The organism is Micromonospora sp. NBC_01638 (assembly GCF_045209745.1).
In the GTDB taxonomy this organism is placed as follows: Bacteria; Actinomycetota; Actinomycetes; order Mycobacteriales; family Micromonosporaceae; genus Micromonospora.
Genome location: NZ_CP109273.1, coordinates 6,031,961 through 6,054,906 on the forward strand (window position 1 = coordinate 6,031,961; position 22,946 = coordinate 6,054,906).

The 22,946-nt window shown below is 71.2% G+C and carries 26 protein-coding genes; 15 read left to right on the top strand and 11 right to left on the bottom strand.

Annotation, left to right across the window (positions count from 1 at the left end; translation table 11 throughout):
- The first annotated feature begins 80 nt into the window (after positions 1-80).
- From OG811_RS28245 to OG811_RS28265, 5 genes are read left to right on the top strand one after another with little or no spacing between them, the layout of a single operon-like run.
- The gene (locus tag OG811_RS28245; RefSeq protein WP_406075956.1) at positions 81-578 is read left to right on the top strand and encodes a 2Fe-2S iron-sulfur cluster-binding protein; all 498 of its coding nucleotides are present in this window, start codon (positions 81-83) and stop codon (positions 576-578) included.
- 13 nt (positions 579-591) lie between these two features.
- Positions 592-1,584 carry an FAD binding domain-containing protein gene (locus tag OG811_RS28250; RefSeq protein WP_406070056.1) on the top strand — a complete coding sequence of 331 codons (993 nt, stop codon included), beginning with the start codon at positions 592-594 and terminating at the stop codon, positions 1,582-1,584.
- Positions 1,581-3,680 (top strand): xanthine dehydrogenase family protein molybdopterin-binding subunit, encoded by a 2,100-nt coding sequence (locus tag OG811_RS28255; protein WP_406070058.1) that lies wholly within the window; start codon positions 1,581-1,583, stop codon positions 3,678-3,680. Before OG811_RS28250 ends, OG811_RS28255 begins: the two co-directional genes overlap by 4 nt.
- Before the next feature lie 28 nt (positions 3,681-3,708).
- The gene (locus OG811_RS28260) at positions 3,709-4,074 is read left to right on the top strand and encodes an ArsR/SmtB family transcription factor (protein ID WP_406070060.1); all 366 of its coding nucleotides are present in this window, start codon (positions 3,709-3,711) and stop codon (positions 4,072-4,074) included.
- Complete coding sequence (locus OG811_RS28265) at positions 4,074-4,715, top strand: SRPBCC family protein (protein WP_406070062.1); 642 nt, start codon at positions 4,074-4,076, stop codon at positions 4,713-4,715. The genes OG811_RS28260 and OG811_RS28265 overlap by 1 nt, the downstream gene beginning before the upstream one ends.
- 240 nt (positions 4,716-4,955) lie before the next feature.
- Here OG811_RS28265 and OG811_RS28270 read toward each other — a convergent pair whose 3' ends face one another.
- Complete coding sequence (locus OG811_RS28270) at positions 4,956-6,902, bottom strand: ABC transporter ATP-binding protein (RefSeq protein ID WP_406075957.1); 1,947 nt, start codon at positions 6,900-6,902, stop codon at positions 4,956-4,958.
- A gap of 249 nt (positions 6,903-7,151) precedes the next feature.
- Here OG811_RS28270 and smpB point away from each other — a divergent pair, with 249 nt between their 5' ends.
- From smpB to OG811_RS28295, 5 genes are all read left to right on the top strand, one after another.
- Positions 7,152-7,643 carry an SsrA-binding protein SmpB gene (smpB, locus tag OG811_RS28275; protein WP_406070064.1) on the top strand — a complete coding sequence of 164 codons (492 nt, stop codon included), beginning with the start codon at positions 7,152-7,154 and terminating at the stop codon, positions 7,641-7,643.
- 107 nt (positions 7,644-7,750) lie between these two features.
- Positions 7,751-8,173, top strand: a complete 423-nt coding sequence (locus tag OG811_RS28280) for a molybdopterin-binding protein (protein WP_406070066.1) — start codon at positions 7,751-7,753, stop codon at positions 8,171-8,173.
- Complete coding sequence (gene modA / locus OG811_RS28285) at positions 8,170-8,964, top strand: molybdate ABC transporter substrate-binding protein (RefSeq protein ID WP_406070068.1); 795 nt, start codon at positions 8,170-8,172, stop codon at positions 8,962-8,964. The genes OG811_RS28280 and modA overlap by 4 nt, the downstream gene beginning before the upstream one ends.
- Positions 8,961-9,776, top strand: a complete 816-nt coding sequence (locus OG811_RS28290) for an ABC transporter permease (RefSeq protein WP_406070070.1) — start codon at positions 8,961-8,963, stop codon at positions 9,774-9,776. The genes modA and OG811_RS28290 overlap by 4 nt, the downstream gene beginning before the upstream one ends.
- Positions 9,773-10,840, top strand: coding sequence for an ABC transporter ATP-binding protein (locus OG811_RS28295; protein WP_406070071.1), 1,068 nt, complete (start codon positions 9,773-9,775; stop codon positions 10,838-10,840). The genes OG811_RS28290 and OG811_RS28295 overlap by 4 nt, the downstream gene beginning before the upstream one ends.
- 37 nt (positions 10,841-10,877) lie before the next feature.
- On the opposite strand, the gene OG811_RS28300 is transcribed toward OG811_RS28295, so the two are convergent.
- The 3 genes from OG811_RS28300 to OG811_RS28310 all read right to left on the bottom strand — a co-directional run bounded on the left by OG811_RS28300 (position 10,878) and on the right by OG811_RS28310 (position 13,211).
- Positions 10,878-11,291, bottom strand: a complete 414-nt coding sequence (locus OG811_RS28300) for a type II toxin-antitoxin system Phd/YefM family antitoxin (RefSeq protein ID WP_406070072.1) — start codon at positions 11,289-11,291, stop codon at positions 10,878-10,880.
- Between the two features lie 41 nt (positions 11,292-11,332).
- Complete coding sequence (locus OG811_RS28305) at positions 11,333-11,905, bottom strand: GNAT family N-acetyltransferase (RefSeq protein WP_406070073.1); 573 nt, start codon at positions 11,903-11,905, stop codon at positions 11,333-11,335.
- A 79-nt stretch (positions 11,906-11,984) separates the two neighbouring features.
- The gene (locus OG811_RS28310; RefSeq protein ID WP_406070075.1) at positions 11,985-13,211 is read right to left on the bottom strand and encodes a hypothetical protein; all 1,227 of its coding nucleotides are present in this window, start codon (positions 13,209-13,211) and stop codon (positions 11,985-11,987) included.
- Positions 13,212-13,388: 177 nt separating this feature from the next.
- Between OG811_RS28310 and OG811_RS28315 the strand changes: the two genes are divergently transcribed.
- From OG811_RS28315 to OG811_RS28325, 3 genes are all read left to right on the top strand, one after another.
- A complete protein-coding gene (locus OG811_RS28315; protein ID WP_406070077.1) occupies positions 13,389-14,939 on the top strand; it encodes an NAD(P)/FAD-dependent oxidoreductase in 1,551 nt (516 codons plus the stop codon).
- 126 nt (positions 14,940-15,065) lie between these two features.
- Positions 15,066-15,293 (top strand): hypothetical protein, encoded by a 228-nt coding sequence (locus tag OG811_RS28320; RefSeq protein WP_406070078.1) that lies wholly within the window; start codon positions 15,066-15,068, stop codon positions 15,291-15,293.
- A gap of 38 nt (positions 15,294-15,331) precedes the next feature.
- Positions 15,332-15,658 (top strand): hypothetical protein, encoded by a 327-nt coding sequence (locus OG811_RS28325; protein ID WP_406070080.1) that lies wholly within the window; start codon positions 15,332-15,334, stop codon positions 15,656-15,658.
- Positions 15,659-15,795: 137 nt separating this feature from the next.
- On the opposite strand, the gene OG811_RS28330 is transcribed toward OG811_RS28325, so the two are convergent.
- The 5 genes from OG811_RS28330 to OG811_RS28350 form a co-directional block, all read right to left on the bottom strand.
- Positions 15,796-16,083: a hypothetical protein gene (locus OG811_RS28330; RefSeq protein ID WP_406070081.1), complete on the bottom strand. Its 288-nt coding sequence runs from the start codon at positions 16,081-16,083 to the stop codon at positions 15,796-15,798.
- Between the two features lie 378 nt (positions 16,084-16,461).
- The gene (locus tag OG811_RS28335) at positions 16,462-16,893 is read right to left on the bottom strand and encodes a YciI family protein (protein ID WP_406070082.1); all 432 of its coding nucleotides are present in this window, start codon (positions 16,891-16,893) and stop codon (positions 16,462-16,464) included.
- A 205-nt stretch (positions 16,894-17,098) separates the two neighbouring features.
- A complete protein-coding gene (locus OG811_RS28340) occupies positions 17,099-17,596 on the bottom strand; it encodes a YcxB family protein (protein WP_406070084.1) in 498 nt (165 codons plus the stop codon).
- Between the two features lie 228 nt (positions 17,597-17,824).
- Entirely contained in the window at positions 17,825-18,436 is a 612-nt protein-coding gene (locus OG811_RS28345; RefSeq protein WP_406070086.1) for an NAD(P)-dependent oxidoreductase, read from the bottom strand.
- A complete protein-coding gene (locus tag OG811_RS28350) occupies positions 18,369-19,328 on the bottom strand; it encodes an EamA family transporter (protein ID WP_406070088.1) in 960 nt (319 codons plus the stop codon). The genes OG811_RS28345 and OG811_RS28350 overlap by 68 nt, the downstream gene beginning before the upstream one ends.
- Before the next feature lie 127 nt (positions 19,329-19,455).
- Here OG811_RS28350 and OG811_RS28355 point away from each other — a divergent pair, with 127 nt between their 5' ends.
- Positions 19,456-20,394 (top strand): LysR family transcriptional regulator, encoded by a 939-nt coding sequence (locus tag OG811_RS28355; protein WP_406070090.1) that lies wholly within the window; start codon positions 19,456-19,458, stop codon positions 20,392-20,394.
- 303 nt (positions 20,395-20,697) lie between these two features.
- Here the strand turns inward: OG811_RS28355 and OG811_RS28360 are convergent, their stop codons facing one another.
- Together OG811_RS28360 and OG811_RS28365 are read right to left on the bottom strand one after the other, a co-directional pair.
- Positions 20,698-20,910, bottom strand: coding sequence for a DUF1737 domain-containing protein (locus OG811_RS28360; protein WP_406070091.1), 213 nt, complete (start codon positions 20,908-20,910; stop codon positions 20,698-20,700).
- A gap of 225 nt (positions 20,911-21,135) precedes the next feature.
- Positions 21,136-22,104: a GlxA family transcriptional regulator gene (locus tag OG811_RS28365; protein ID WP_406070093.1), complete on the bottom strand. Its 969-nt coding sequence runs from the start codon at positions 22,102-22,104 to the stop codon at positions 21,136-21,138.
- 71 nt (positions 22,105-22,175) lie between these two features.
- Here OG811_RS28365 and OG811_RS28370 point away from each other — a divergent pair, with 71 nt between their 5' ends.
- Positions 22,176-22,940, top strand: coding sequence for an MBL fold metallo-hydrolase (locus tag OG811_RS28370; protein WP_406070094.1), 765 nt, complete (start codon positions 22,176-22,178; stop codon positions 22,938-22,940).
- Positions 22,941-22,946 lie beyond the last annotated feature (6 nt).

Consider the following 22,946-nt stretch of genomic DNA (forward strand, 5'->3'; position numbering starts at 1 on the left):
TGTACCGGTAAAGCTACTCTGGGCCGGTGCAGGGCGAACCGGAGAACGCGACGACGACCGACGAGCGGCACTCGTCCCGGGTGGCGTTCGAGGTCAACGGCGCGTCACAGGAGGTGACGCTCGACAACCGCACCACACTGCTCGACACCTTGCGCGAGCACCTGGGCCTGATCGGGGCGAAGAAGGGCTGCGACCACGGCCAGTGCGGCTCATGCACCGTGCTGCTCGACGGCCGCCGGGTGAAGAGCTGCCTGGTCTTCGCGGTCACGCTGGACGGCCGGTCGGTGGTGACCGTCGAGGGGCTGGCCGGGCCGGACGAACTGTCCCCGTTGCAGGCCGCGTTCATCGCGCAGGACGCGTTCCAGTGCGGCTACTGCACCCCCGGGCAGCTCTGCTCCGCCAGCGGCATGCTCGACGAGATCGCCCGGGGCTGGCCCAGCGCGGTCACCGACGACCTGGGCGCACCGGCCGAGCTGACCGACGCGGAGATCCGCGAACGGATGGCCGGCAACCTGTGCCGCTGCGCCGCGTACCCACACATCGTGGCAGCCGTGCGCGAGACGGCGGCGACGCGATGAGGGTGGCCACGCGGTGAGGGCCTTCCGCTACCACCGACCGACCGACGTGGGCGACGCGGTCGCCGTGCTCACCGCGGAACCGCAGGCGGCGTACCTGGGCGGCGGGACCAACCTGGTGGACCTGATGAAACTCGGGGTGCAGCGCCCCGATGTGCTGGTGGACGTGACCCGACTCCCGCTGGACGCGGTCGAGGAGCTGCCCAACGGCGGGCTGCGGATCGGCGCGACCGTCCGCAACAGCGACCTCGCGGCCCACCCGGTGGTCCGCCGGGACTACCCGGTGCTGGCCCGCGCCCTGCTCGCCGCCGCCTCCGGTCAGCTGCGCAACATGGCCACCACCGGCGGCAACCTGTTGCAGCGCACCCGCTGCGTCTACTTCCAGGACACCGGCAAGGCGTGCAACAAACGTGAGCCGGGCAGCGGTTGCGCCGCGCTGCACGGCCAGAACCGCGACCTGGCGGTGCTGGACTGGTCCGAGCAGTGCGTGGCCACTCACCCGTCCGACCTGGCCGTCGCGCTGGCCGCCCTGGACACGGTGGTGGAGGTGCACGAGGCCGACGGTGCCCGCGACATTTCGATCGCCGACCTGTACCGCTCCCCCGGCACGCACCCCGAACGGGAGACCACCCTGGTCCGGGGCGCGCTGATCACCGCTGTCCGGCTGCCGCCGCTGCCGGCCGCGCGCCGCTCGACGTACCTCAAGGTGCGCGACCGGGCCTCGTTCGCCTTCGCCGCCGGCTCGGTGGCCGCGGTGCTGGACCTCGACGGCGACGTGGTCCGCGACGTGCGCCTGGCGTACGGGGCGGTGGCGCACCGGCCGTGGCGGGCCTACCGGGCCGAGGAGGAGCTGCGGGGTCGACCGTTCAGCCCGGAGCTGGCCGCACGGGCCGCCGACGTGGAGCTGGCCGAGGCGCGCCCGTTGCGGCACAACGGCTTCAAGCTGCCGCTGACCCGGGCCATCACCGTGCGGGCGCTCAGCGAACTGGCCGAGGGGACGACGTCGTGACCGCCGACGCGGTCGGTCGGGCGTACCCCCGGCTGGAGGGCCGCGAGAAGGTCACCGGCACGGCCCGGTACGCGGTGGAGTACCCGGTGGACGGGGTCACCTACGGCTGGGCGGTGCCATCGGCCGTGGTGCGGGGCCGGATCACCCGGGTCGACACTGCGGAGGCGCTCGCGTCGCCGGGCGTGCTGGCCGTCCTGCACCACGCCAACGCGCCCCGCCTCGTGCCCGGCCCGGAGCCGGAGCCGTGGCTCTTGCAGGAGCCAAGGGTGCACTACCGGGGGCAGCTGATCGCGGTGGTGGTGGCCACCAGCCTGGAGGCGGCCCGGGAGGGTGCCCGGCTGGTCCGGATCGACTACGACGCCGGGCCGCACAGCACCATGCTCACCACCGACCATCCGGGCCTGTACCGGCCGGACCACGTCAACCCGAGCTATCCGACGGACACCGCCGAGGGCGACTTCGACGCCGGGTACGCGGCCGCCCCGGTGCGGGTGGACGTCACGTATCGAACGCCGGCCTATCACAACAACCCGATGGAGCCGCACGCCACGACGGCGCAGTGGCGCGACGGACGACTGCTGGTGCACGACTCCAACCAGGGCTCCTCGTCGGTGCAGGCCACCCTGGCCGAGCTGTTCGCGCTGCCCCCGGAGGCTGTCCGGGTGGTCACCGAGCACGTCGGCGGCGGCTTCGGCAGCAAGGGGGATGCCAAGGCCCCGGTGGTGCTCGCCGCGCTCGCCGCCCGGCACGTGGACCGACCGGTCAAGCTGGCGTTGACCCGCCAGCAGCTGTTCGGGCCGGTCGGCTACCGCACCCCCACCATCCAGCGGATCCGCCTCGCCGCCGACGCCGACGGGCGACTCACCGCGATCTGCCACGACGCGATCAGCCAGACCTCGACCATCCGGGAATTCGCCGAGCAGGCCGCCGTCTACACCCGCAGCATGTACGCCGCACCCCACCGACGCACCACGCACCGGCTGGTCCGCCTGGACGTCCCCACGCCGTTCTGGATGCGCGCTCCGGGCGAGTGCCCCGGCGCGTACGCCCTGGAGTCGGCGATGGACGAGTTGGCCATCGCCGTCGGCATCGACCCGGTGGAGCTGCGGATCCGCAACGACGCTCAGGTCGACCCCGACCAGGGGCAGCCGTTCACCAGCCGCAACCTGGTGGCCTGTCTACGCGAGGGCGCTCAGCGGTTCGGCTGGGCGGATCGGGACCCGACGCCCCGCGCGCGGCGTGACGGACGGTGGCTGATCGGCACGGGGGTGGCCGGGTCGAGCTACCCGGCCCGGGCCAGGCCGTCGTCGGCCACGGCCACCGCCCGGCCCGACGGCGGCTTCCTGGTCCAGGTCAACGCCACCGACATCGGCACCGGCGCCCGGACAGCCATGTGGCAGGTGGCCGCCGACGCGCTCGGGGTGCCACCGGATCGGGTGGAGATCCGCATCGGTGACAGCGACCTGCCGACCGCGCCGGTGGCCGGAGGCTCGATGGGTACCGCCAGTTGGAGCTGGGCGGTGATCCGCGCTTGTCAGGCGTTGCGCGACAAGCTGCGCGACCTCCCCGGCGGGGTGCCGGCGGACGGTGCGGTGACCGCCGAGGCGGACACCACCGACGAGGTGGGCGGGCAGCCCGCGCTGCCCCGGTACGCGTACGGGGCGCAGTTCGCCGAGGTGCGGGTGGACGCGGACACCGGCGAGGTGCGGCTGAACCGGATGCTCGGGGTGTTCGCGGCCGGCCGGGTGGTGAACCCGACGACGGCGCGCAGCCAGCTCATCGGCGGCATGACGATGGGGCTGTCGATGGCGCTGCACGAGGAGGGTCTGCTCGACGAGCGGTACGGCGACTGGGTCAACCACGACCTGGCCACCTATCACATCACCGGCTGCGCGGACGTGGAGTCCATCGAGGCGTACTGGCTGGACGAGCAGGACGGCGAGCTGAACCCGGCCGGAGTGAAGGGCATCGGCGAGATCGGCATCGTCGGCGCCGCGGCGGTGATCGCCAACGCGGTGCACCACGCCACCGGCGTACGGATCCGGGACCTGCCGATCCGGTTGGACAAGCTCATCGGTTCATCAGCTCTGGCTTAAATAAGCCTGCGGTGATATAAAGGTCGTCGTGCACGCCTTCGACGTGCTGGGCGATCCGGTCCGGCGCCGCATCCTGGAACTGCTCGCCGGCGGCGAGCAGACCGCCGGCGCCCTCAGCGCGGCCATCCGCGACGAGTTCGGCATTTCCCAGCCCGCCGTGTCCCAGCACCTCAAGGTGTTACGGGACAACGGCTTCGCCACCGTGCGACCGGAGGGCACCCGGCGGCTGTACGCGGTCGACCCGCGCCCACTACGCGAGGTCGACGGCTGGCTGGAACACTTCCGCCGGTTCTGGACCCCGCCCCTGGCGGCACTCGCCACCGAACTGGCCCGGGGCCGACGTGAGCGTCGGCTGCGCGGGCCCGCCGACCCACCCGACGAGAGGAACACCTGATGTTCGACGCGACCGAGCAGATCAACGCCGTCCAGCGGCAGGTCGGCAGGCGCACCCTGGAGGCCGGCGAGGCTCGGGTGACCACGATCAGCCAGACCTACCAGGCGACGGCCGAGGATCTGTGGGACGCCTGCACCAACGCCGAACGCATCCCGCGCTGGTTCCTGCCGGTCTCCGGCGACCTGCGGCTGCACGGCACGTACGAGCTCCAGGGCAACGCGCACGGCACCATCGAGAGCTGCGAGCCGCCGCACCGCTTCACCGCCACCTGGGAGTACGGCGACGAGGTGAGCTGGATCGAGGTGCGGGTCACCCCGGTCGGCGACGAGCGGGCCCGCCTCGACCTGGACCACATCGCCCACGTCGACCAGGACCGGTGGACCCAGTTCGGGCCGGGCGCCGTCGGCGTCGGCTGGGACCTCGGCCTGCTCGGTCTCGCCTCCCACCTGGCCGGCGACGGCAGCGGCGTCACCCCGGAGCAGAGCGCCGAATGGAGCGCCTCCGACGAGGGACGACGGGCCATGGAGCTGAGCAGCCACCTGTGGGGTGCGGCGAGCATCGCCGCCGGCACCGACGCCGACGAGGCAAAAGCCGCCGCCAACCGCACCACCGCCTTCTACACCGGCGCCCCAGAGGCCTGAGCGCAGCCGCCCTCGCCAATCCGCCCCGTCGATCCGCCCCGTCGATCCGCCCCGTCGATCCGCCCCGTCGATCCGCCCCGTCGATCTAGGGAAAATCGCCGCTAGTTGATCTACGATCGCAGCCATTCTCCCTAGATCGACGGGGTGGCGCGGGGGGAGGGGGTGGGGGGTGGGGGTTAGTCCTTGCTGCTTCGCTCCGCGAAGCGGCCCTAATCGGGAGGAAGTAGGTCTACTTCCGAGTTAGCGGGGGTGGGTTTTGGTGGCGTTGGTTGTCAGGTAGCCACTGGCTTGGAGGTCGAACAGCTCGCGGTAGAGGCCGCCGGCCGCCATCAGCTCGTCGTGGTTGCCCTGTTGGACAATGCGGCCCCGGTCCATCACGAAGATCCGGTCGGCGTGCCGGACATTGGCCAGCCGGTGGGTGATCAGGACGACCGCCCGGTCGGGGCGACGGCGCAGGTGCTGGAACAGGGCGTGTTCGGCGCGGGCGTCCAGGGCTGCCGAGGGTTCGTCACAGATCAGCAGGGCGGCGTCGCGGTAGAGGCCACGGGCGGCGACCAGCCGCTGCCACTGCCCGCCGGACAGCTCGTGGCCATCCTTGAACTCCCGGTCGAGCAGGGTGTCGTAGCCGTGCGGCAGACCGACGATCATGTCGTGCGCCGCAACCGCGTCGGCTGCCTCCTGCACGGTGGGGCCGGTTCGTTCCGGCGGGCGGTCGTGTCGGCCGACGCGGATGTTCTGCCCGGCGGTGAACGGGAACTTCCAGTATTCCTGGGTCATCACGGCCACGTGAGCGCCGAGGGCACGCGGGTCCAGTTCGGCGGCGTCGACCCCGTCCCAGCGGATCACCCCACCGGTCGGCCGGTAGAGCCCGGCGATCAGCTTGGCCAGGGTGGTCTTGCCCGAGCCGTTCTCGCCGACCAGCGCGATCACCTCGCCGCGCCGGACGGTCAGGCTGGCCTGGTCCACCGCCGGGGCGTCCGTGTCCGGGTAACTCAGGCTGACCTCGTTCAACTCGATCACGTCGACACCGTCGGCCACCCGGTCGCCCCCGCTCGGCACCCGGGCATGGGCGCGGGCCAGGAAGTCGCGGTAGTCCTGGTAGTAGAGGGCGTCCTCGTACAGCGAGTTGGTGGCGACGACCGCCACGCCCAGGCTGGTCCGCGCGGACTGCAGGGCGAGCAGGGCGGTGGCTGCGGCGGCGAGGGCGACCATTCCGGTGAGGAGCAGCCCGCCGAGGACCGCGTACACCCCGAAGGTGGCCAGCCCCGCCACCGTCGCGCCGGCCACCCGCGTGCCCGTCTGTGAGCGGACCAGCCGCAACTGGGCCCGGGTTTCGACGGCCATCACCCCGCGATACTCGGCAAGCAGGAAACCGCGCATCTGGTACGCGCGCACCTCGGCCGCGGTGTGCCGGTTGGCCATCAGGTGAGCCAGCATCCACATCCGACGCTGCCGGGTGATCCGGGCCAGCATCGCCAGGTATTCACGGCGGGCCATCCGCACCGCGGTGATCGCCTGGGGAATCGCAGCGAGCAACAGGCAGGGCAGCAGCAACGGTTGGATGACCGTCACCGCCACAGCCGTTGCGAGCATCCCGACCACGCCGGTGACCAGGTTGACCGTGTGGTCGACGATGTACGCGGCCTCCGCCATCCCCCGGTCCCGCGCCCGGTCCATCTCCTCGGCGAAGCCCGCGTCGTCGAACGCGGCCAACTCCACCGCGGTGGTGGCCTCGAACAGCCGCAGCTCCACCTGGTAGTTGATCTGCGGAGTCAGCCGGGCCTGTGCCCAGCCGGCGGCGATCGCCAGGCCGCCGCGCGCCGACACCGCCGCCGCGGCCACGATCAGCGCCGGCAGGGCCGCACGGACCCGGTCCGGCGTGGGACCGGCGGCGAACAGCTCACGCAGCACGCTGGTCGTGGCCAGCAGACCAAACGTGGTCATCATCCCGGCGGCGATGTTCAGGCCGATGGAGGCGACCGTGTCCCGACGGTTGGTGGCCCAGGCCAGGCCGACCGCCTCCCGGACCAGCCGGGGCAGCCGGCGGGCCACCGCCCAGAAGCTGGTGTGTGCGAACTCCTGCGCGTGATGCAACCATTCGCGCTCCTCCAACTCCGGCAGCATCGTGCCGGCCGGCGGGGAGCCCGGTTGATCGTCGTCCTCGGCAGCGGTGCGCTGGCGGGCCATCGACTCCACGGACCCTCCTCGGGGGGCGGGGATCACGGACGCCGCCCGAGACTACTGCCAGCGACCGCCTGATGTCTCCAGGTAGTCGGCGCGTCCTCTGGAGCATCAGGACGTCGACGGCACGCCCTCCGTGATCGGCAGCAGCCACCCGGAAGGTGGTCGGGCCGGGCTCGGTCCGGGACCTGGCCGAGCGGTCGCGCGCCGGGCGGCGGCGCACCGGCTGACCCGGCGGCCGGATATCGTCGCGCCGTGAGCAGGTCCCAGCAAACCGAACGCCGACTGATCGCCTCCAACAAGAAAGCCCGGCACGAGTACACCGTGCTGCGCACGTACGAGGCGGGCATCGTGCTGGTCGGCACCGAGGTGAAGTCGCTGCGCGAGGGGCGGGCCTCGCTGGTCGACGCGTTCGCGCACGAACGCGACGGCGAGATCGTGCTGTACGGCCTGCACATCGCCGAGTACGCCTATGGCACGTGGACCAACCACGCCCCCCGCCGCAACCGCAAGCTGCTGCTGCACCGGGCCGAGATCGACCGGATCCTGGACAAGGTCCGCGAGGGCGGGGTGACCCTGGTCCCGCTGTCGATGTACTTCGAGAACGGCTTCGCCAAGGTCGAGCTGGCCCTGGCCAAGGGCAAGCGCTCGTACGACAAGCGACAGACGTTGGCCGAGCGGGACGCCAACCGGGAGATCGCCCGCGAACTGGGCCGGCACCTCAAGGGCCACCCCCGCCGGCCCTGACCTCCTAAGCTTGGCGCGCAATTACGGCCAGAAAGACCCACAGGAGTATGCAGACACAATCCCTTCCGGCTCTTCCTGCTCGCAGATGCGGACGCTAGGGTGGGCCGGTGACGACGTTTCGGATCGGTGCGGCGGCCGACCTGCTCGGTGTCAGCGCCGACACGATTCGCCGCTGGGTGGACGCCGGGCGACTGACGGCCGCGCGTGACGAGCACGGCCACCGGATCATCGAGGGCGTCGACCTGGCGGGTTTCGCCCGCGCCCAGGCCGCCGACCCGGACGTGGGCGCCGAGTTCTCGTCGGCCCGCAACCGGCTGCGCGGCATCGTCGTCGACGTTCGCAAGGACACGGTGATGGCCCAGGTCGACATCCAGGCCGGTCCGTTCCGCGTCGTGTCGCTGATGAGCCGGGAGGCGGTCGACGAGCTCGACCTGCGGGTCGGGTCGGTGGCCGTCGCGGTGATCAAGTCGACCACGGTGGTGGTGGAGCGGGCCACTCCCCCGGCAGCGACAGGAAGGGCCGGCGGATGAACACGCCGAGACTGCGTACGACCCTCGCTGCCCTGGTGGCGGTGGCCGGGCTGACCGTTGCCGGCTGCGGTGCGGGCGACGACCGGGCATCCGGTGGTGTCACCGACGGCCGGGTCACCGGCACGGTGACGGTGTTCGCGGCCGCCTCGCTGACCGGGTCGTTCACTCGGATCGGGAAGGACTTTGAGGCCGCCAACCCGGGCAGCACCGTGACTCTCAACGTCGCCGGCAGCTCCGCCCTCGCCAACCAGATCAACCAGGGCGCGCCGGCGGACGTGTTCGCCTCGGCCGCTCCGGCGAACATGACCACGGTCACCGAGGCCGGCAATGCCGACGGCACACCGAGCACCTTCGCCCGCAACCAGTTGGTGATCGCGGTGCCCCGGGGCAACCCGAAGGGGGTGGCCGGGTTGGCCGACCTGACCCGGCCTGGTGTGAAGGTTGCGCTCTGCGCCGAGCAGGTGCCCTGCGGCGCGGCGGCCCGCACCGCCCTGGACGCGGCCGGCGTCGCGCTGACACCGGTCACGCTGGAGCAGGACGTCAAGGGCGCGCTGGCCAAGGTGAAGCTCGGCGAGGTCGACGCGGCCCTGGTCTACCGCACGGACGCGCGGGCAGCGAGCGCTGACGTGACCGGCGTGGAGTTTCCCGAGTCGGCGCGGGCGGTCAACGACTACCCGATCGTCGCGCTGAAGGACGCGCCGAATCCGGCGGGCGCGCGGGCCTTCGTCGCGTACGTCCGCTCGGCGCCGGCGCAGGCGGTCCTCGCCGAGGCCGGCTTCCAGGCTCCATGAGTCAGGTCCTCGACCGTGCCGCGCCCCGACGGCGGGGGCGGGTGCCGGCGGCGCTGCTGATCCCCGCAGGGTTGGGGCTGCTCTTCCTCGTCCTGCCACTGGCCGGGCTGGTGATCCGGGCGCCCTGGACGACGCTGCCGGAGCGGCTCACCGAGCCGGGCGCGCTCACCGCTCTGCGGCTCTCGGTGCAGACCGCGACCCTGGCCACCGCGCTCTGCCTGCTGCTTGGGGTGCCGCTCGCCTGGGTGCTGGCCCGGGTCGAGTTCCCCGGCCGCCGGCTGGTACGCGCGCTGGTCACCGTGCCCCTGGTGCTGCCGCCGGTGGTCGGCGGGGTCGCGCTGTTGCTGGTCTTCGGCCGGCGTGGGCTGCTCGGCGGCTGGCTCGACGCCACGTTCGGGATCACCCTGCCCTTCACCACCGCGGGTGTCGTGTTGGCCGAGTCGTTCGTGGCCATGCCGTTCCTGGTCATCGCCGTGGAGGGTGCGTTACGCGCCGCCGACCACCGCTACGAGGAGGCTGCCGCAACGTTGGGCGCCAGCCGATGGACCACCTTCACCCATGTCACGCTGCCGCTGGTGGCACCCGGGCTGGCCGCCGGCGCGGTGCTGTGCTGGGCGCGGGCGCTCGGCGAGTTCGGTGCCACCATCACCTTCGCCGGCAACTATCCCGGCCGGACGCAGACCATGCCGCTCGCCGTCTACCTGGCGTTGGAGACCGACCTGGAGTCCGCGATCGTGCTCAGCCTGGTGCTGCTCGTCGTCTCGGTGGGCATCCTGGTCGTGTTGCGGGACCGTTGGATGACCAGCGCATGAGCGGTCCACTGCTCGACGCCCGGCTCGTCGTCGACCGGGGCGCCTTCCGGCTCGACGTGCCGCTGCGGGTGGCGCCCGGCGAGGTGGTCGCGCTGCTCGGCCCGAACGGCGCCGGTAAGACCACCGCGCTGCGCGCGCTGGCCGGGTTGCATCCACTCACCGACGGGCACGTCACTCTCGACGGCACCGACCTGGACCGCCCGGCGACGCGGGGCTGGGTGCCCACCGAACGCCGGTCGATCGGCGTGGTCTTCCAGGAATATCTGCTCTTTCCGCATCTCAGCGCACTGGACAACGTGGCCTTCGGGCCGCGCCGGCACGGCGTCGACCGGCGGGCCGCACGTGCCACGGCCCGAGACTGGCTCGAACGTGTGGGGCTTGACGCGCAGGTGCAGCGCCGCCCCCGGCAGCTCTCCGGCGGTCAGGCGCAGCGGGTGGCGCTGGCCCGCGCGCTGGCCGTCGCGCCGGCACTGCTGCTGCTGGACGAGCCGCTCGCCGCGCTGGACGCCCGCACCCGGCTGGACACCCGCGCCGAACTGCACCGCCACCTGTCCGCCCACCCGGGCGCGACGGTGCTGGTCACCCATGACCCGCTGGACGCGCTGGCGCTGGCCGACCGGCTGGTCATCGTCGAGGCCGGCCGGGTCGTGCAGGAGGGTGACGGGCCGAGCGTCACCGCCCGCCCGCGCACCGACTACGTCGCCCGGCTCGTCGGGCTGAACCTCTACCGTGGTCGGGCCGAAGGGCACGGGGTACGGGTCGCCCCCGAGCTGGCCCTCACGGTCGCCGACCGGCTCGACGGCGAGGCCTTCGTGGCATTCCGCCCGGCCGCGGTGGCCCTGCATCCGACCCGGCCGGAGGGTAGCCCGCGCAACACCTGGGCGGGCACCGTGGCCGGAGTCCAGCGACACGGCGACAACGTACGGGTGCAACTGGACGGGCCGATCGGGGTGGCCGCCGACGTGACGCCGGCCGCCGCCGCCCAGTTGCGGCTGATCCCCGGCCAACGGGTCTGGGTGGCGGTCAAAGCGGCCGAGACGCACGCCTACCCGGCCACGGGCTGACCGAGGTCCGACACGGGCCGACCGACGCCGGTACGGTTCAGCCGGCGAGTAGGTCGGCGTGCGCGGCGCGCAGCCGGGCCAGCGTCTGGTCGCTGCCCGGGATGACCCGGCGATCCAGCTCGGCCCACGCCTCGGCCAGCGCCGCGCGGACGGCACCCAGCTCGGCGGCGTGCCGCTGACTGCTACGCCGGTGCTGCTCTTCGAGGCGCCGGGCCCAACCGGCGGTGACCGTGGCGAGCCGCTCGGCGTCGGCGCGGGCCTGCGCACCGCTGCGGGCGGCTGCTGCGGGGACGATCGCGGCGACCGGGCGGGGATCGCCGTCGCGGGTGACGACGGTGACCGCGTCGGTCAGCTCGGCCAGCGCGACGAGCTGGCTGAACCGGGTGCGCGCCTCACGCAGCGGCACGGAACGCGGCGGGTCGTGATGAGGGGTGAGCGCGGGGATGGCCATGGATGCATGGTGGGGCCGGGGTACGACAAAACTCGCCGTCGTCAGTGGACGGTCGGCGTCCGCGCAGCCGGTCCGGCCAGCCACTCGTCGGCCAGCACCGACCAGACCTCAAGGTCGATCCGCCCGCGTGGGCTCGGGTAGACCTGCCGGAGCGTGCCGTCGTGGCGCAGCCCGAGACGGCGGGCGAGCGCGATGCTGCGGGCGTTCTCGGCGTTGGTACGCCACTCCACCCGCTGAATGCCGCGCTCGCGGACCGCCCAGTCGACGATCCGGCGGACCGCCGGCGCGACCACGCCGCGCCCCTGCGCCGCCGGCTCCACCCAGCAGCCCACCTCGCAGACGCCCAGCGTGGCGTCGAAAGACACGAACATCACCCCGCCGACCAGCGTGCCGCGCCGCCACAGCCCCCAGATGCCACCGGCGTCGGCGGCCCAACGGTCGGCGTACCGCTGAAGCACTGCCCGGGCCGAGGGCAGGTCGGTCGCGACGAAGGACGGTGACACCCAGGGTTGGATGTGCTCCCGGGCCCGGTCCAGGTGGGCGAGGAACTCCTCGGCCCGCCACGGGTCCAGCGGGCGCAGCTCGACCTCCTCGGTCAGCGGCAGGGCGAACACCGGGCCTCCTCGAGTGCGCTTCGAACGTCGGTAGCAGGCTCGCACAGACCATTCGGTCGCGCCGCAGAGGGCGGCCCAGTCAGATGATCATGTGGGTCCAGTAGTTGAGCCAGAGCACGAACAGCGCGCCCTGCACCACGGCAAGCGCCGCGGTCAGCCACACGTCGACGCTGGCGTGACGGGCCCAGCGGGCCAGCACCAGGGCCACTGGAAAGGCGGCGAGCAGGTAGCGCAGCAGGCTCTTGTACACCGCCGGGCCCATCGAGAGGGGCACCAACACCATGAGTACGCCGTACACCAGGTAGGCCAGCTCCCGGCGGCGGAATCCGGCGACCAGCACGGCCAACACGGCCACGGCGAACCAGACCCGGGCGGCGTCGCGCGGCTCTCCGGCCAGCCCGTTCAGCAGCACCGGCAGCGGGTTCTGCACCCTGATCCCCCATCCGGTCTGCTGGGCGTGCTGGTAGGCGAACCAGTCCCCGCCGCGCCACCGACAGAACACCATGAAGGTGAACCACCCGGCGGGCAGCAGCAGCAACGGCCAGCCGGTCCGCAGGTAGCCGAGCAGGGCGCGCGGGCCAAGCCGCCAGTCGTGTTGACGGAGCAGCACCAGGGCCAACGGCAGCGCGACGAGCAGGCCAACCGAACGGCTCATCGCCAGGAAGTAGCCGAGCACACCGACCAGCAGCCACTGGCGTCGCTCGGCGTGGTAGAACGCGGCCAACGCGAGGCAGACGAAGAGCGACTCGGTCAGCGCGGCCTGGAAGAGGAACGCGGTCGGCAGCAGCACCAGGTACCGGGTGAACCGGCGAGCCGCGTCCGGGCCGCCGAGCAGCAGTTCGGCCAGCCGGTAGCCGTACCAGAGGGCCAGCAGGAACGCGACGTTGCTGATCAACAACAGGGCCAGCGCGTTGTCGCCGCCGAGCAGCGCGCCGACCGGCCGGGCCAGGAACGGGTAGAGCAGGGGGAAGCCGAAGTCTCCCCACGGTCCGGTCAGGGGCCGCTCGCTCAGCCGTAGGTAGAGCAGCGCGTCCCAGGCGAACCAGAAGGAGATCCACCGGTGCCCGGAGACTTCCCGCTGCTGCGACCACATCAACGTCTCGTCCGGCGGCGGCGCCCCGGGGATGCCGTCCCAGGCGTGCAGGACCAGCAGCCCGAGCAGGGTCAGCAGCACCTTCGCGCCGAGGAACAGGCCGATCACGTACGGCCAGGGCGCCGGCACCCGACGGGCCGTGCGCGCTGCGACGCGGCCAGCCGGGGTCAACCGGGCGGCCAGCGCCGCCGCGCCGCTCTGCCACCGGTGCATCCGCCCCGCTCCCCCGGTCCGCCGGCCCGCCCGCCGCGCGGAGGGTGTCGCCCTTCCCGTTGTACGCCGACGCGCGGCCCACCGAAGCGGAAACGACCCATCATCAAGGGTGACATTCGGCGCAGAACGGGTACGCGCCGCGCCTCAACCATGACGGTGAGCAGGGAGCGCGGCAGCATGACTGAGCAACACGGCACGGTGATCATCGGCGCGGGGCCGGCCGGGCTCACGGCGGCGTACGAGCTGCTGCGGCATGGTCGGCTGGTCCGGGTGTTCGAGGCGGACGAGGTGGTCGGCGGGATCAGCCGGACCGTGGAGCGCGACGGGTGGCGGTTCGACATCGGCGGGCACCGGTTCTTCACGAAGGTGCCCCGGGTGGAGGCGTTCTGGCACGAGATCCTGCCGGACGAGGACTTCCTGACCCGGCCGCGGATGAGCCGGATCTTCTACCGGGGTGCGCTGTTCAACTACCCGCTCAGCGCCGTGAACGCGCTCCGCAACCTCGGGCTGCCGGAGGCCGCCCGCTGCCTCGGCTCGTACGCCCGCGCGCGGCTGCGCCCACCCAAGGACCAGTCGCACTTCGAAGGCTGGGTGTCGGCCCGGTTCGGGTGGCGGCTGTACTCGATCTTCTTCAAGACGTACACCGAAAAGGTCTGGGGAATGCCGGCGGACCGGCTGCAGGCGGACTGGGCCGCGCAGCGGATCAAGAACCTGTCGCTGGCCAAGGCGATCCGCAACGCGGTGCTGCCGCGGCGGCGGCGTACGGACGTGACCAGCCTGATCGAGCAGTTCCAGTACCCGAAGTACGGGCCGGGAATGATGTGGGAACGCTGCGCCGAGCAGGTGCGCCAGGGGGGCGGGCAGGTGTCGACCGGCACCTGGGTCACGGCCGTACACCGGGACCCGGCGCAACGGCGGGCGATCACCGTGACGGTCAACGGCGCGGGCGGGCAGCGTACCGAACCAGCGGACCACGTGATCTCGTCGATGCCGATCTCGGAGCTGGTGGCCGCGCTGCGCCCTCCGGCGCCGCCGGAGGTGCTGGCCTGCGCCGCCGACCTGCGCTACCGCGACTTCCTGACGGTCGCCCTGGTGGTGCCGGCGGAATTCTCGTTCCCGGACAACTGGATCTATGTGCACGACCCGGGGGTACGGGTGGGCCGGATCCAGAACTTCGGCTCCTGGTCGCCGTACCTCGTGAAGGACGGGCGCACCTGCCTGGGCCTGGAGTACTTCGTCTTCGAGGACGACGAGATGTGGCGTACCCCGGATGCTGACCTCGTGGCGTTGGCTACCGCGGAGCTGGAGCGGTTGGGGTTGGCCCGGCCCGGCGTGGTGGAGGCCGGCTACGTCGTGCGCATGCCCAAGGCCTACCCGGTGTACGACGAGCGCTACCAGCACAACGTGGAGGTGATCCGGGCCTGGCTGACCGAGGCGGTGCCGAACGTGCACCCGGTGGGGCGCAACGGCATGCACCGCTACAACAACCAGGACCACTCGATGCTCACCGCGATGCTCACCGCCGAGAACATCGCCACCGGCAGTACGCACGACGTGTGGTCGGTCAACGTGGAGCAGGACTACCACGAGCAGTCCTCTGACCGCGACGGCCGGCGGGGCACGGGCCGGGACGCGCCGGTGCTGCCCAGCCGGATCATCACCGCTCCCGAAGGTGTGGTGGGTGCCGCTGGAACCGGCGATCGCCCGGCGCAGGTGCCGCTGGGCTGACGCAACGGACGGCGAACCTCCGACGCGTCCTGCTCAGGTCAGGCCGACGCGAGATGTCGATGCTCTGCTCCTCGTCGGTGGCGGACGTGGCTTCGCCGTAGGAACCACCCGGCCAACATTCTGGTGGTGTCGGCGCCGACCGTTGCCGTGGCCCCGGGCGAGGCGGCCGCCTGCGCGATCTTGCACTTTCTGCCCCGACTTACGGGGCAGTTCGCGCGAAACGGCGACCGAGCCTGCAAGATCGCTGGGTTGATCCGGGGCCCGTCGCGCACGACGCGGATGCTGTCCCGCGCCATCCGCCGGATGGTCGTGCCGGCCGCGTCGATGCATTACGAGGAGTGCCACCTCCGCTGATCCTGGACGCGGGCATCCGCGCGGTAGCGTATGGCCCCATGGAACCCGTGGACCTGATCTTGGCCCTCGCGACTGCTGCGGCCAACCTGGCCCTCGCCGCCGTGCTGCTCGCCAAGAGCCGTGGCGGCACGGCGGTGCCCCGGATCTTCGGCCGCCCGCAGCCCGTCCCGCGTCTACGGGCCGCGATGCACACCTGCCTGGGGCTGGGCATCGGCGTCGGCTGGCTCGTCAAGGACATCTTCCCGTCCCACTCCACGGGCGACACGGTGCTGTTCAACGTGATCAGCATCCTGCTGGCGGCTTCTGTCGTCTTCGCCCTGCTGGGCGCCTACCGGCACCCGCGACCCATCCGCGACGAACCGTAGCCCGGTGGCGCGCTCTCCCCGGGTTTCGTCGACGCGCAGCCACGGATGAGGCAATGCGCCCGGCAGCTATCCGAACGCATTGACATCGACAGGGTGGCAAACCGGCTGTCACCAGCCGGTGGCGGTCAGTTTCCTGATCAGAAGGGGGGTGCGTCCTGACCCATCAACGCCAGCACGACGCCTCCCTTGCCGCTCTTGAGGCCTTGGACGACGACCTTGCCGGTGCTGCCGTCGGGCAGCTCCAACGTGAAGGTCTTCCCGACCGCGTTCTTGGGACCATTGCCGGCGCTGTTGGCGGGTCGGAAATCGCCTGCCCACGGCGGGATCCCACCCTTGCGGGCGGGCTCGGCGAAGAGCGCGGCGGTGCCAGGAGTCCTGGTGCCGTCGGAGGAAAGAAGCACTGAGGCGCTGCGATAGGTAGCCATATCCGCCAAGGCTATCCCGGACTCCGCTGGATCGCGCCACGACACCTGCCCCATAACGCCAGCAGATGCCTCGTGCTCGTGGCAGCTGACGATCGAGCGTGGGTCCGCGGTGTGGCGAGTCGCAGCGCATGAAATCCAGCTCCCGTAACTCCGCACGGATGCCGGCCGAGGACAGTGCTGGCGTACGAGACACTGACTCGGCCAGATGCTCGTAGAGCCAGGGAATGCGCTCCCAGTCGGTGTCCTCGCAGCGGCAGGCCCGGGCCTGGCAGGCGACGATGGCCGCCTGCAGCACGTACGGGCCGGGCTTGCCGAGTGCTCATGCTGCGCGGGCGGGTTCGCTCCTGAGTCGAACCCGCGTCTCCCAGGCTGTGCTGATCAGCTGTTCCCGGCGACCTTCGCGCGCCGCTTCTCCACGGCCTCCTGCTGCTCGGCGGTGAAGCTCTCGCCGAAGTCCTCGGCATGGAAGACCCGCCGGATCTCGATGTTGGTCGGCTCCCCCACGCCCGGCTGGATCGGGCAGCGCTTGAACCACTCGACGCACTCCTCAAGCGACTTCATCTCGACCAGGTAGTAACCGCCGATGAGCTCCTTGGTCTCGGTGAACGGCCCGTCCACCACGGTCTTCTCGTCGCCGTCGAAGTAGATCCGGGTGCCCTTGGCGCTGGACTGGAGGCCGCCGGCGTCCAGCAGCACGCCAGCGTCGACCATTTCCTGAATGAAATTGCCCATCGTGTCGAAATCCTCGGTGGCGGGCAGCACGCCGGCTTCGCTCTCCGCGGTGGCCTTGGTGATCACCATGAACCGCATCGCTGTCTCCTCATGTCAGGGTGCCTTCTCACCTACGCGTCGAATGGGGGCCGGCCCAATCGACACCCTGCCAGAAGTTTTTCGCCGACCCGCTACGCCGGATCGGCGGGTCGGCGTGCGGGAAGCGAGAATCAGCGTTGGCTGCAACACGACGGCCGGAACGACCCGGCTGCGCGCCATGACAAGCGGCCTGCGGCAATTGAGTTCACCGGCGTCGGAGCAGCCCACGTGCGGCCATGAAGGCTCGCAACGTTTCGGCATCCTCGGCGGACATCAACCAACGTGGGATCACGGTCGCCGGCATCCGGCCGACGTACACGATCCAGAACTCAGGGGTGTCCCTCACCTGGGCGACGCCGTCCCAGGCGATGCCGCCGGACTCCGAGCCGCTGCGCATCATGATGTTGACATCGGTGATGTCGTAGGCGCCCTCGACAGCGTAGCGACTGGAGCGGCGCCGGGCGCGCAACTGCACCCACGGCCGGTACAGGATCGACAGCAGGCCACCCACGACCATCGCCATCCACAACGGCGAAATCTGCTCGCCCCACGCGAACCCCCGCGAAACGGCGAGGCCGATCGCCCCGACCGCCGCCAGCACCGCTCCGATATAGCCGTACCTGCGCAGCCGAACACGGCCGAACGCAGCGGCCACGCGGCCCGGGTAGGCGGGATCGGCTGGGACGTCAAAACGGATGTGCACGCCAGAACGATAGTGCCCGCACCCGCACCTGGCCGCGCCTGACTCCCGCTCCCCTGGCCCGGATCGTCGCACACCGGCCGTCTTTCGCCGGTGGCATCGGCGGCGGTCATCCTGGCTGGCCTGGTTCCCACCGCCGCCGAACGCCCGACCGTGGGCGTGCCGATGCGGCGATCCGGCCTGATTCCGGCAACGGCACCCAGGCGCGGAAACGGTCATGTCGTCGCCAGGTCACACCGCTTGGGCGACGGTGAAGTGTCGGTCACCTCCGGGCGTCTCGATCTCGTCGATGACGGCGATGGCAAGGTCGGCTGAGGTGATCCGAGAGGTTCCCCCAGCGTCGGTCAACAGCTGTGTGGTTCCACGCCGGTACTTCGCGGTGCGTGGTCCGGGCTCGAAGATGGCGGGCGGGCTCAGGTAGACCCATCCGCTGTAGGGATGTTGTCTGCACACCTGGAACTGGGCGAGGCTCGCCTCGGCGAGGGCTTTCCACTCGGCGGGGACATAGGCGGGATCGTCGGCGACGAGACGGTCGGGATGGTTCGGCGAGCGCAGCGGGGCTGCGCCTCCGAGGACGATGACGCGGGTGCCGGTCCTGGCGGCGGCGTCGAGAAATCGAACGGTCGCGGGCGCCAGCAGGTGGTTGTCGCCAGGGGCCAGACGGATCGTCAGCACCGCAGTGTCGGAATCGGTGAGCACCGGGTCGAGATCGGCGGAGCTGGTCACATCGAGGCCCTGGACGCTGAGACGCTCATGGAGTGTGAGGCCCTCGGGTTTACGGGAGATCGCGGTGACCGTGTGTCCACGGTGCAGGGCTTCGGCGACTATCGCGCTTCCAGCCATTCCGGTTGCTCCGAACACGGAGATTCTCATGGGACTGGTGTCCATTCTTGACGCGTGGGGTGAGTTGACCGGCGAGCATCGCCGCGAGGGCCAGCACGAAGCCGGCGAGCTGGACGGGAGTGAGGGTTTCGCCGACAAGCAGGGCGCCGAGCGCCGCTGCGACGAGCGGAGAGAGCAGGCCGAGCAGCGCTGTGGCGGTCACGGGGAGGCGGCGGATTCCCGCGAACCAGAGGGTGTAGGTGACGAGCCCTCCGATCAGCCCGAGCCACAGGTAGCCGGCGACTGCGGGAGGGTCGATGAGGGCGGGGACGCCCTCGAAGAAGAGGGTGGGAGCCAGGAGCACCAGGCCTCCTGCGGTGAGCTGCCAACCGGCCAGGGCGAGAGCGCTGACGCCTTCGGGACGTCCCCACCGTTTGGTGAGGACGACGCCCGTGCCCATGGAGACAGCACCGGCGAGCCCGGCGAGAACGCCGACGGGATCGAGCGCCGCGCCGGGACCGAGGACCACCATGCCTACACCGATCATGCCGACGACGCCCCAGCTCACCCGCCACCGGGAGAGCCGCTCGCTGAGGATCGCGACGACGAGGAAGGCCACGATGATCGGCTGGGTCGCGCCCAGCGTCGCGGCCACTCCACCGGGCAGGCGCTCGGCGGTCAGGAACAGCAGCGGGAAGAACGCCCCGATGTTCAGCGTGCCCAGCACCGCGATCTTCCACCACCACGAGCCGAACGGCAGCGTGCGCGAGATGAGTAGCGCCAAGACGCCAGCAGGGAGGGCTCGCATCAGCCCGGCGAACAGTGGTTGCCCGACGGGCAGCAGTTCGCTCGTCACGATGTAGGTGGTGCCCCACACCGTCGGAGCGATGGCAGTGAGTGCTGTGAGACCCACCCGGCCACCCGCACCGACAGGTGCGCTTCTCATCGTTGTCGTCGTCACAACCCCATCGTGAGGGCGCCACCGTTGATGAATCCAACACATGCTTGTCATCTCAGCTATCTACAGGCACGATAGATGTATGGAGTTGCAGCAACTGCGGTATGTCATCGCCGTGGCCGAGGAGGCCAGCTTCACCCGCGCCGCGGCACGATGCTTCGTGGTGCAGTCGGCGCTCAGCCACCAGGTCAAGGCGCTGGAAAAGGAACTGGGAGTCACGCTGTTCGCACGCACCAGCCGACGAGTGGCACTCACCGCAGCAGGTAGCGCTTTCCTGCCCGCAGCGCGGGTGAGCCTCGAAGCCGCAGAACGCGCCGCAGCCGACGCCGCAGCCGCAACCGGCCAGGTACGGGGACGTCTGACCGTGGGAGTGATTCCCACGGTGACCGCCGTCGACGTGCCCGCCGCGCTGGGGACCTTCCACAGGACGCACCCGCAGGTTCGCATCGCGCTCCAGGTTGCCGGCAGCGACGAACTGGAATCGTCAATAGCCCACGGCGACGTCGACGTGGGCCTGCTCGGACTCCCCGAGAACCGCGAGCCGCGCGGAGTCGCCTGGCGTCACCTGAGATCCGACCGACTCGTCGCCGTGCTCAGCCGTGAGCATGCCCTGGCTGAGCACCGCGAAGTGCGGTTGAGTGACCTCGCGCAGGAGACCTTCGTCGACTTCCCAGCCGGAACACCCGGACGCACCCAGAGTGATCTCGCCTTCGCAACCGCAGGCATAAATCGTGACGTGGCGTTCGAGGCGATGGCCACCGACCTTATGATCGACCTGATCCGCCAGAACCTCGCAGTCACACTTCTACCGTCCCGATACGCACCCGACGACCTCGCCCTTTCAGCGATCCCGGTCACCGACGGTCCATCCCGCGCCGAATACGTCGCCTGGAGCAACTTCAACCCCAGCCCGGCCGCACGCGCGTTCCTCGACACCATCAATTGCCCGGACCGATGCAGTGCCACTCTGAATAACGCACCCGATGTCGGCGCTGCCGTCCACTTCCGCGCATTGTCGTAGCCAGATCGACAGGGCACGTCCCGACACCTCTGGCAACCACAGCCAACCGGAACACAGATCGCATCGAGACGAACCGCGCAGGGACAACTACTTCCGCTGCGCGACCCGTACTGGCCGCGCCGGGCCGCCGCCGAGCTCGGCGTCGCATACACCGGCCCCGGCGGTGAGGAACCGGCTGGCGGCGTTCACATCGGCTAGTTTCGACCGGCGGCCGACCGGCGTCGAGTCACGCTGCGTAACGCGCGGCTCGCGGCTCGCGGCTCGCGGCTCGCAGCTCGCAGCTCGCGGCATGAGCGTGCGCCTCTATCTCGCGCTGCCCTTGGGCGCCTCGGGGCCGACGGAGTGCGGCAACACCAACGCTTGGGCGGCGATGACGCGTTCACCGTTGAAGGTCAGCGCCGGCGACCCATGCAGCTGATAGCCCTGGCCGAGAAGGCCGCTGACGCGGGCGCAGAATTCAGCATCATCGGGTCCGGTGATAAGGCGGTAGCCGAGCGGCTCAGAGAAATTTGACACCGCCGCATTGTGCCCGCCCGGGTGCCTGAGCCCAGTCCCGGCTACCATCCCGTCCTGGTTGGTCACGCGACCAGCGGCAGTTGTGCGCACCCCGACCTTGGCGAACCGGTGCCACGCGACGTGTGGTTAGGGTCTGCGCACGGGCGTCGTGCTACTTGAGCAGCGCACCGAGCAACTGGCCAGGCCAAAGAGGCTCGCGCCGTGTCCTGCCGTTTCGTGACGGCGTTACGCGGCCCGGAAGCTCGCCCGGTACGCCTGCGGTGGCACGCCCACGATGCGCCGGAAGTGGGGGCGCATCGCGACGCCGTCGGTGAAGCCGCTGGCGCGGGCGACGGCGTCGATGTCGAGGCCGGTCGTCGACAGGATGTGCTGTGCGCGCAGGATCCGTTGGTGGAGCAGCCATTGCAGCGGTGAGCAGCCCGTGGTCGCGCGGAAGCGCCGGTCGAAGGTGCGCCGGCTCTGGTGTGCGGCGGCGGCGAGTTCGGCGACGTCCAGTTGGGGGTCGTCGACGCGGTCGAGCGCGTACCGTATCGCGCCGGCGATCGCGTCCCCGGTGGGTAACCGCGGCACCGGGCGTTCGACGAACTGGGCCTGCCCGCCGGCTCGCTGTGGCGCCACGACGAGCGCGCGGGCGGCCGTGTTGGCCGCGTCCGGTCCGTGATCGCGGCGCAGCAGGTGCAGGCACGCGTCCAGACCGGCGGCGCTGCCCGCGCTGGTGATGACCGTGCCCTCGTCGACATACAGCGCGTCGTCGACGACCTCGACGGCGGGGAACCGGTCGGCGAACTCGGTGAGGTGGCGCCAGTGCGTGGTGCCCCGCCGGCCATCGAGCAGGCCAGCCTCGGCGAGCACGAACGCGCCCACGCACAGCCCGACGACGGTGGCGCCGTCGCGATGCGCCCGGCGGAGCAGGTCGAGGATGTTCGGCTCGACCGGTGCTCCGCCCGGCGCGCGCCAGCCGGGAACAATGATGATCCCCGCCTCGTCCAGCGCAGCGAGCGGATACGGCGCGCTGATCGAGATGCCGGCGGTGGTGCCGAGCGGGCCGCTGTGCTCGCCCGCAGTCCGCACGTCGAACCTGGGACCGCCCCGGGCGGTCTGGTCGATGCCGAACACCCGCGGCGCCACCGCGACCTCCAGCATCGGTGCGCCGTCACCGATCAGGACACCCACGGTTGTCCGACCACGCGTCATGGCTTGAACATATCGGACGATGGCTTTCCAGCCACTCCCCCAAAGGATCGGCAGCTCGCAGACTTGCCAACATGACCCTTGCGATCCGCCTCTTTGGCGGCCCAACCGCGACATTTACCCTTGGCGGCCTCACCTTCATCACCGACCCCACGTTCGACGCCCCGGGCGAGTACCCGATCGGTACCCGTACCCTGACCAAGACCGCTGCGGCCGCCGGCACACCCGCCGACGCCGGCCCAGTCGACGTTGTCCTGCTCTCCCATGACCAGCACCCTGACAACCTCGACGCCGCGGGTCGCGACTTCTGCGCCACCATGCCGCTGGTGCTGTGCACCACCACTGCGGCCGAGCGGCTAGGCCCGCCCGCCCGCGCGCTGCCCACCTGGGCGCACATTGACCTGCCGCGGCCGGACGGCGCCGGCGATCTGCGGGTCACCGCCGTCCCCGCCCAGCACGGACCCGACGGCACCGAACACCTCACCGGCCCGGTCGCCGGCTTCGTCCTGCACGGCGACGGCCTGCCCACCGTGTACGTCAGCGGCGACAACGCCTCGCTCCGGGTGGTCAAGGAGATCGCCGCCCGGTTCCCGGACGTCGACGTCGCGATCCTGTTCGGCGGCGCCGCCCGGACCCCGCCGCTCGGCGACGCGAACCTGACCCTCGACGCGAGCGAGATGGTGGAGGCGACCAGGATCCTCGGCGCGTCGACCGTGGTCCCCGTCCACATCGACAGCTGGGCACATTTCACCGAGGGCATCGCCGACATTCGCGCCGCGTTCACCGCCGCCGGCCTGGCCGACCTCCTCCTGGTGCCACAGCCTCAGCAGGCGCGGTGAGGACCT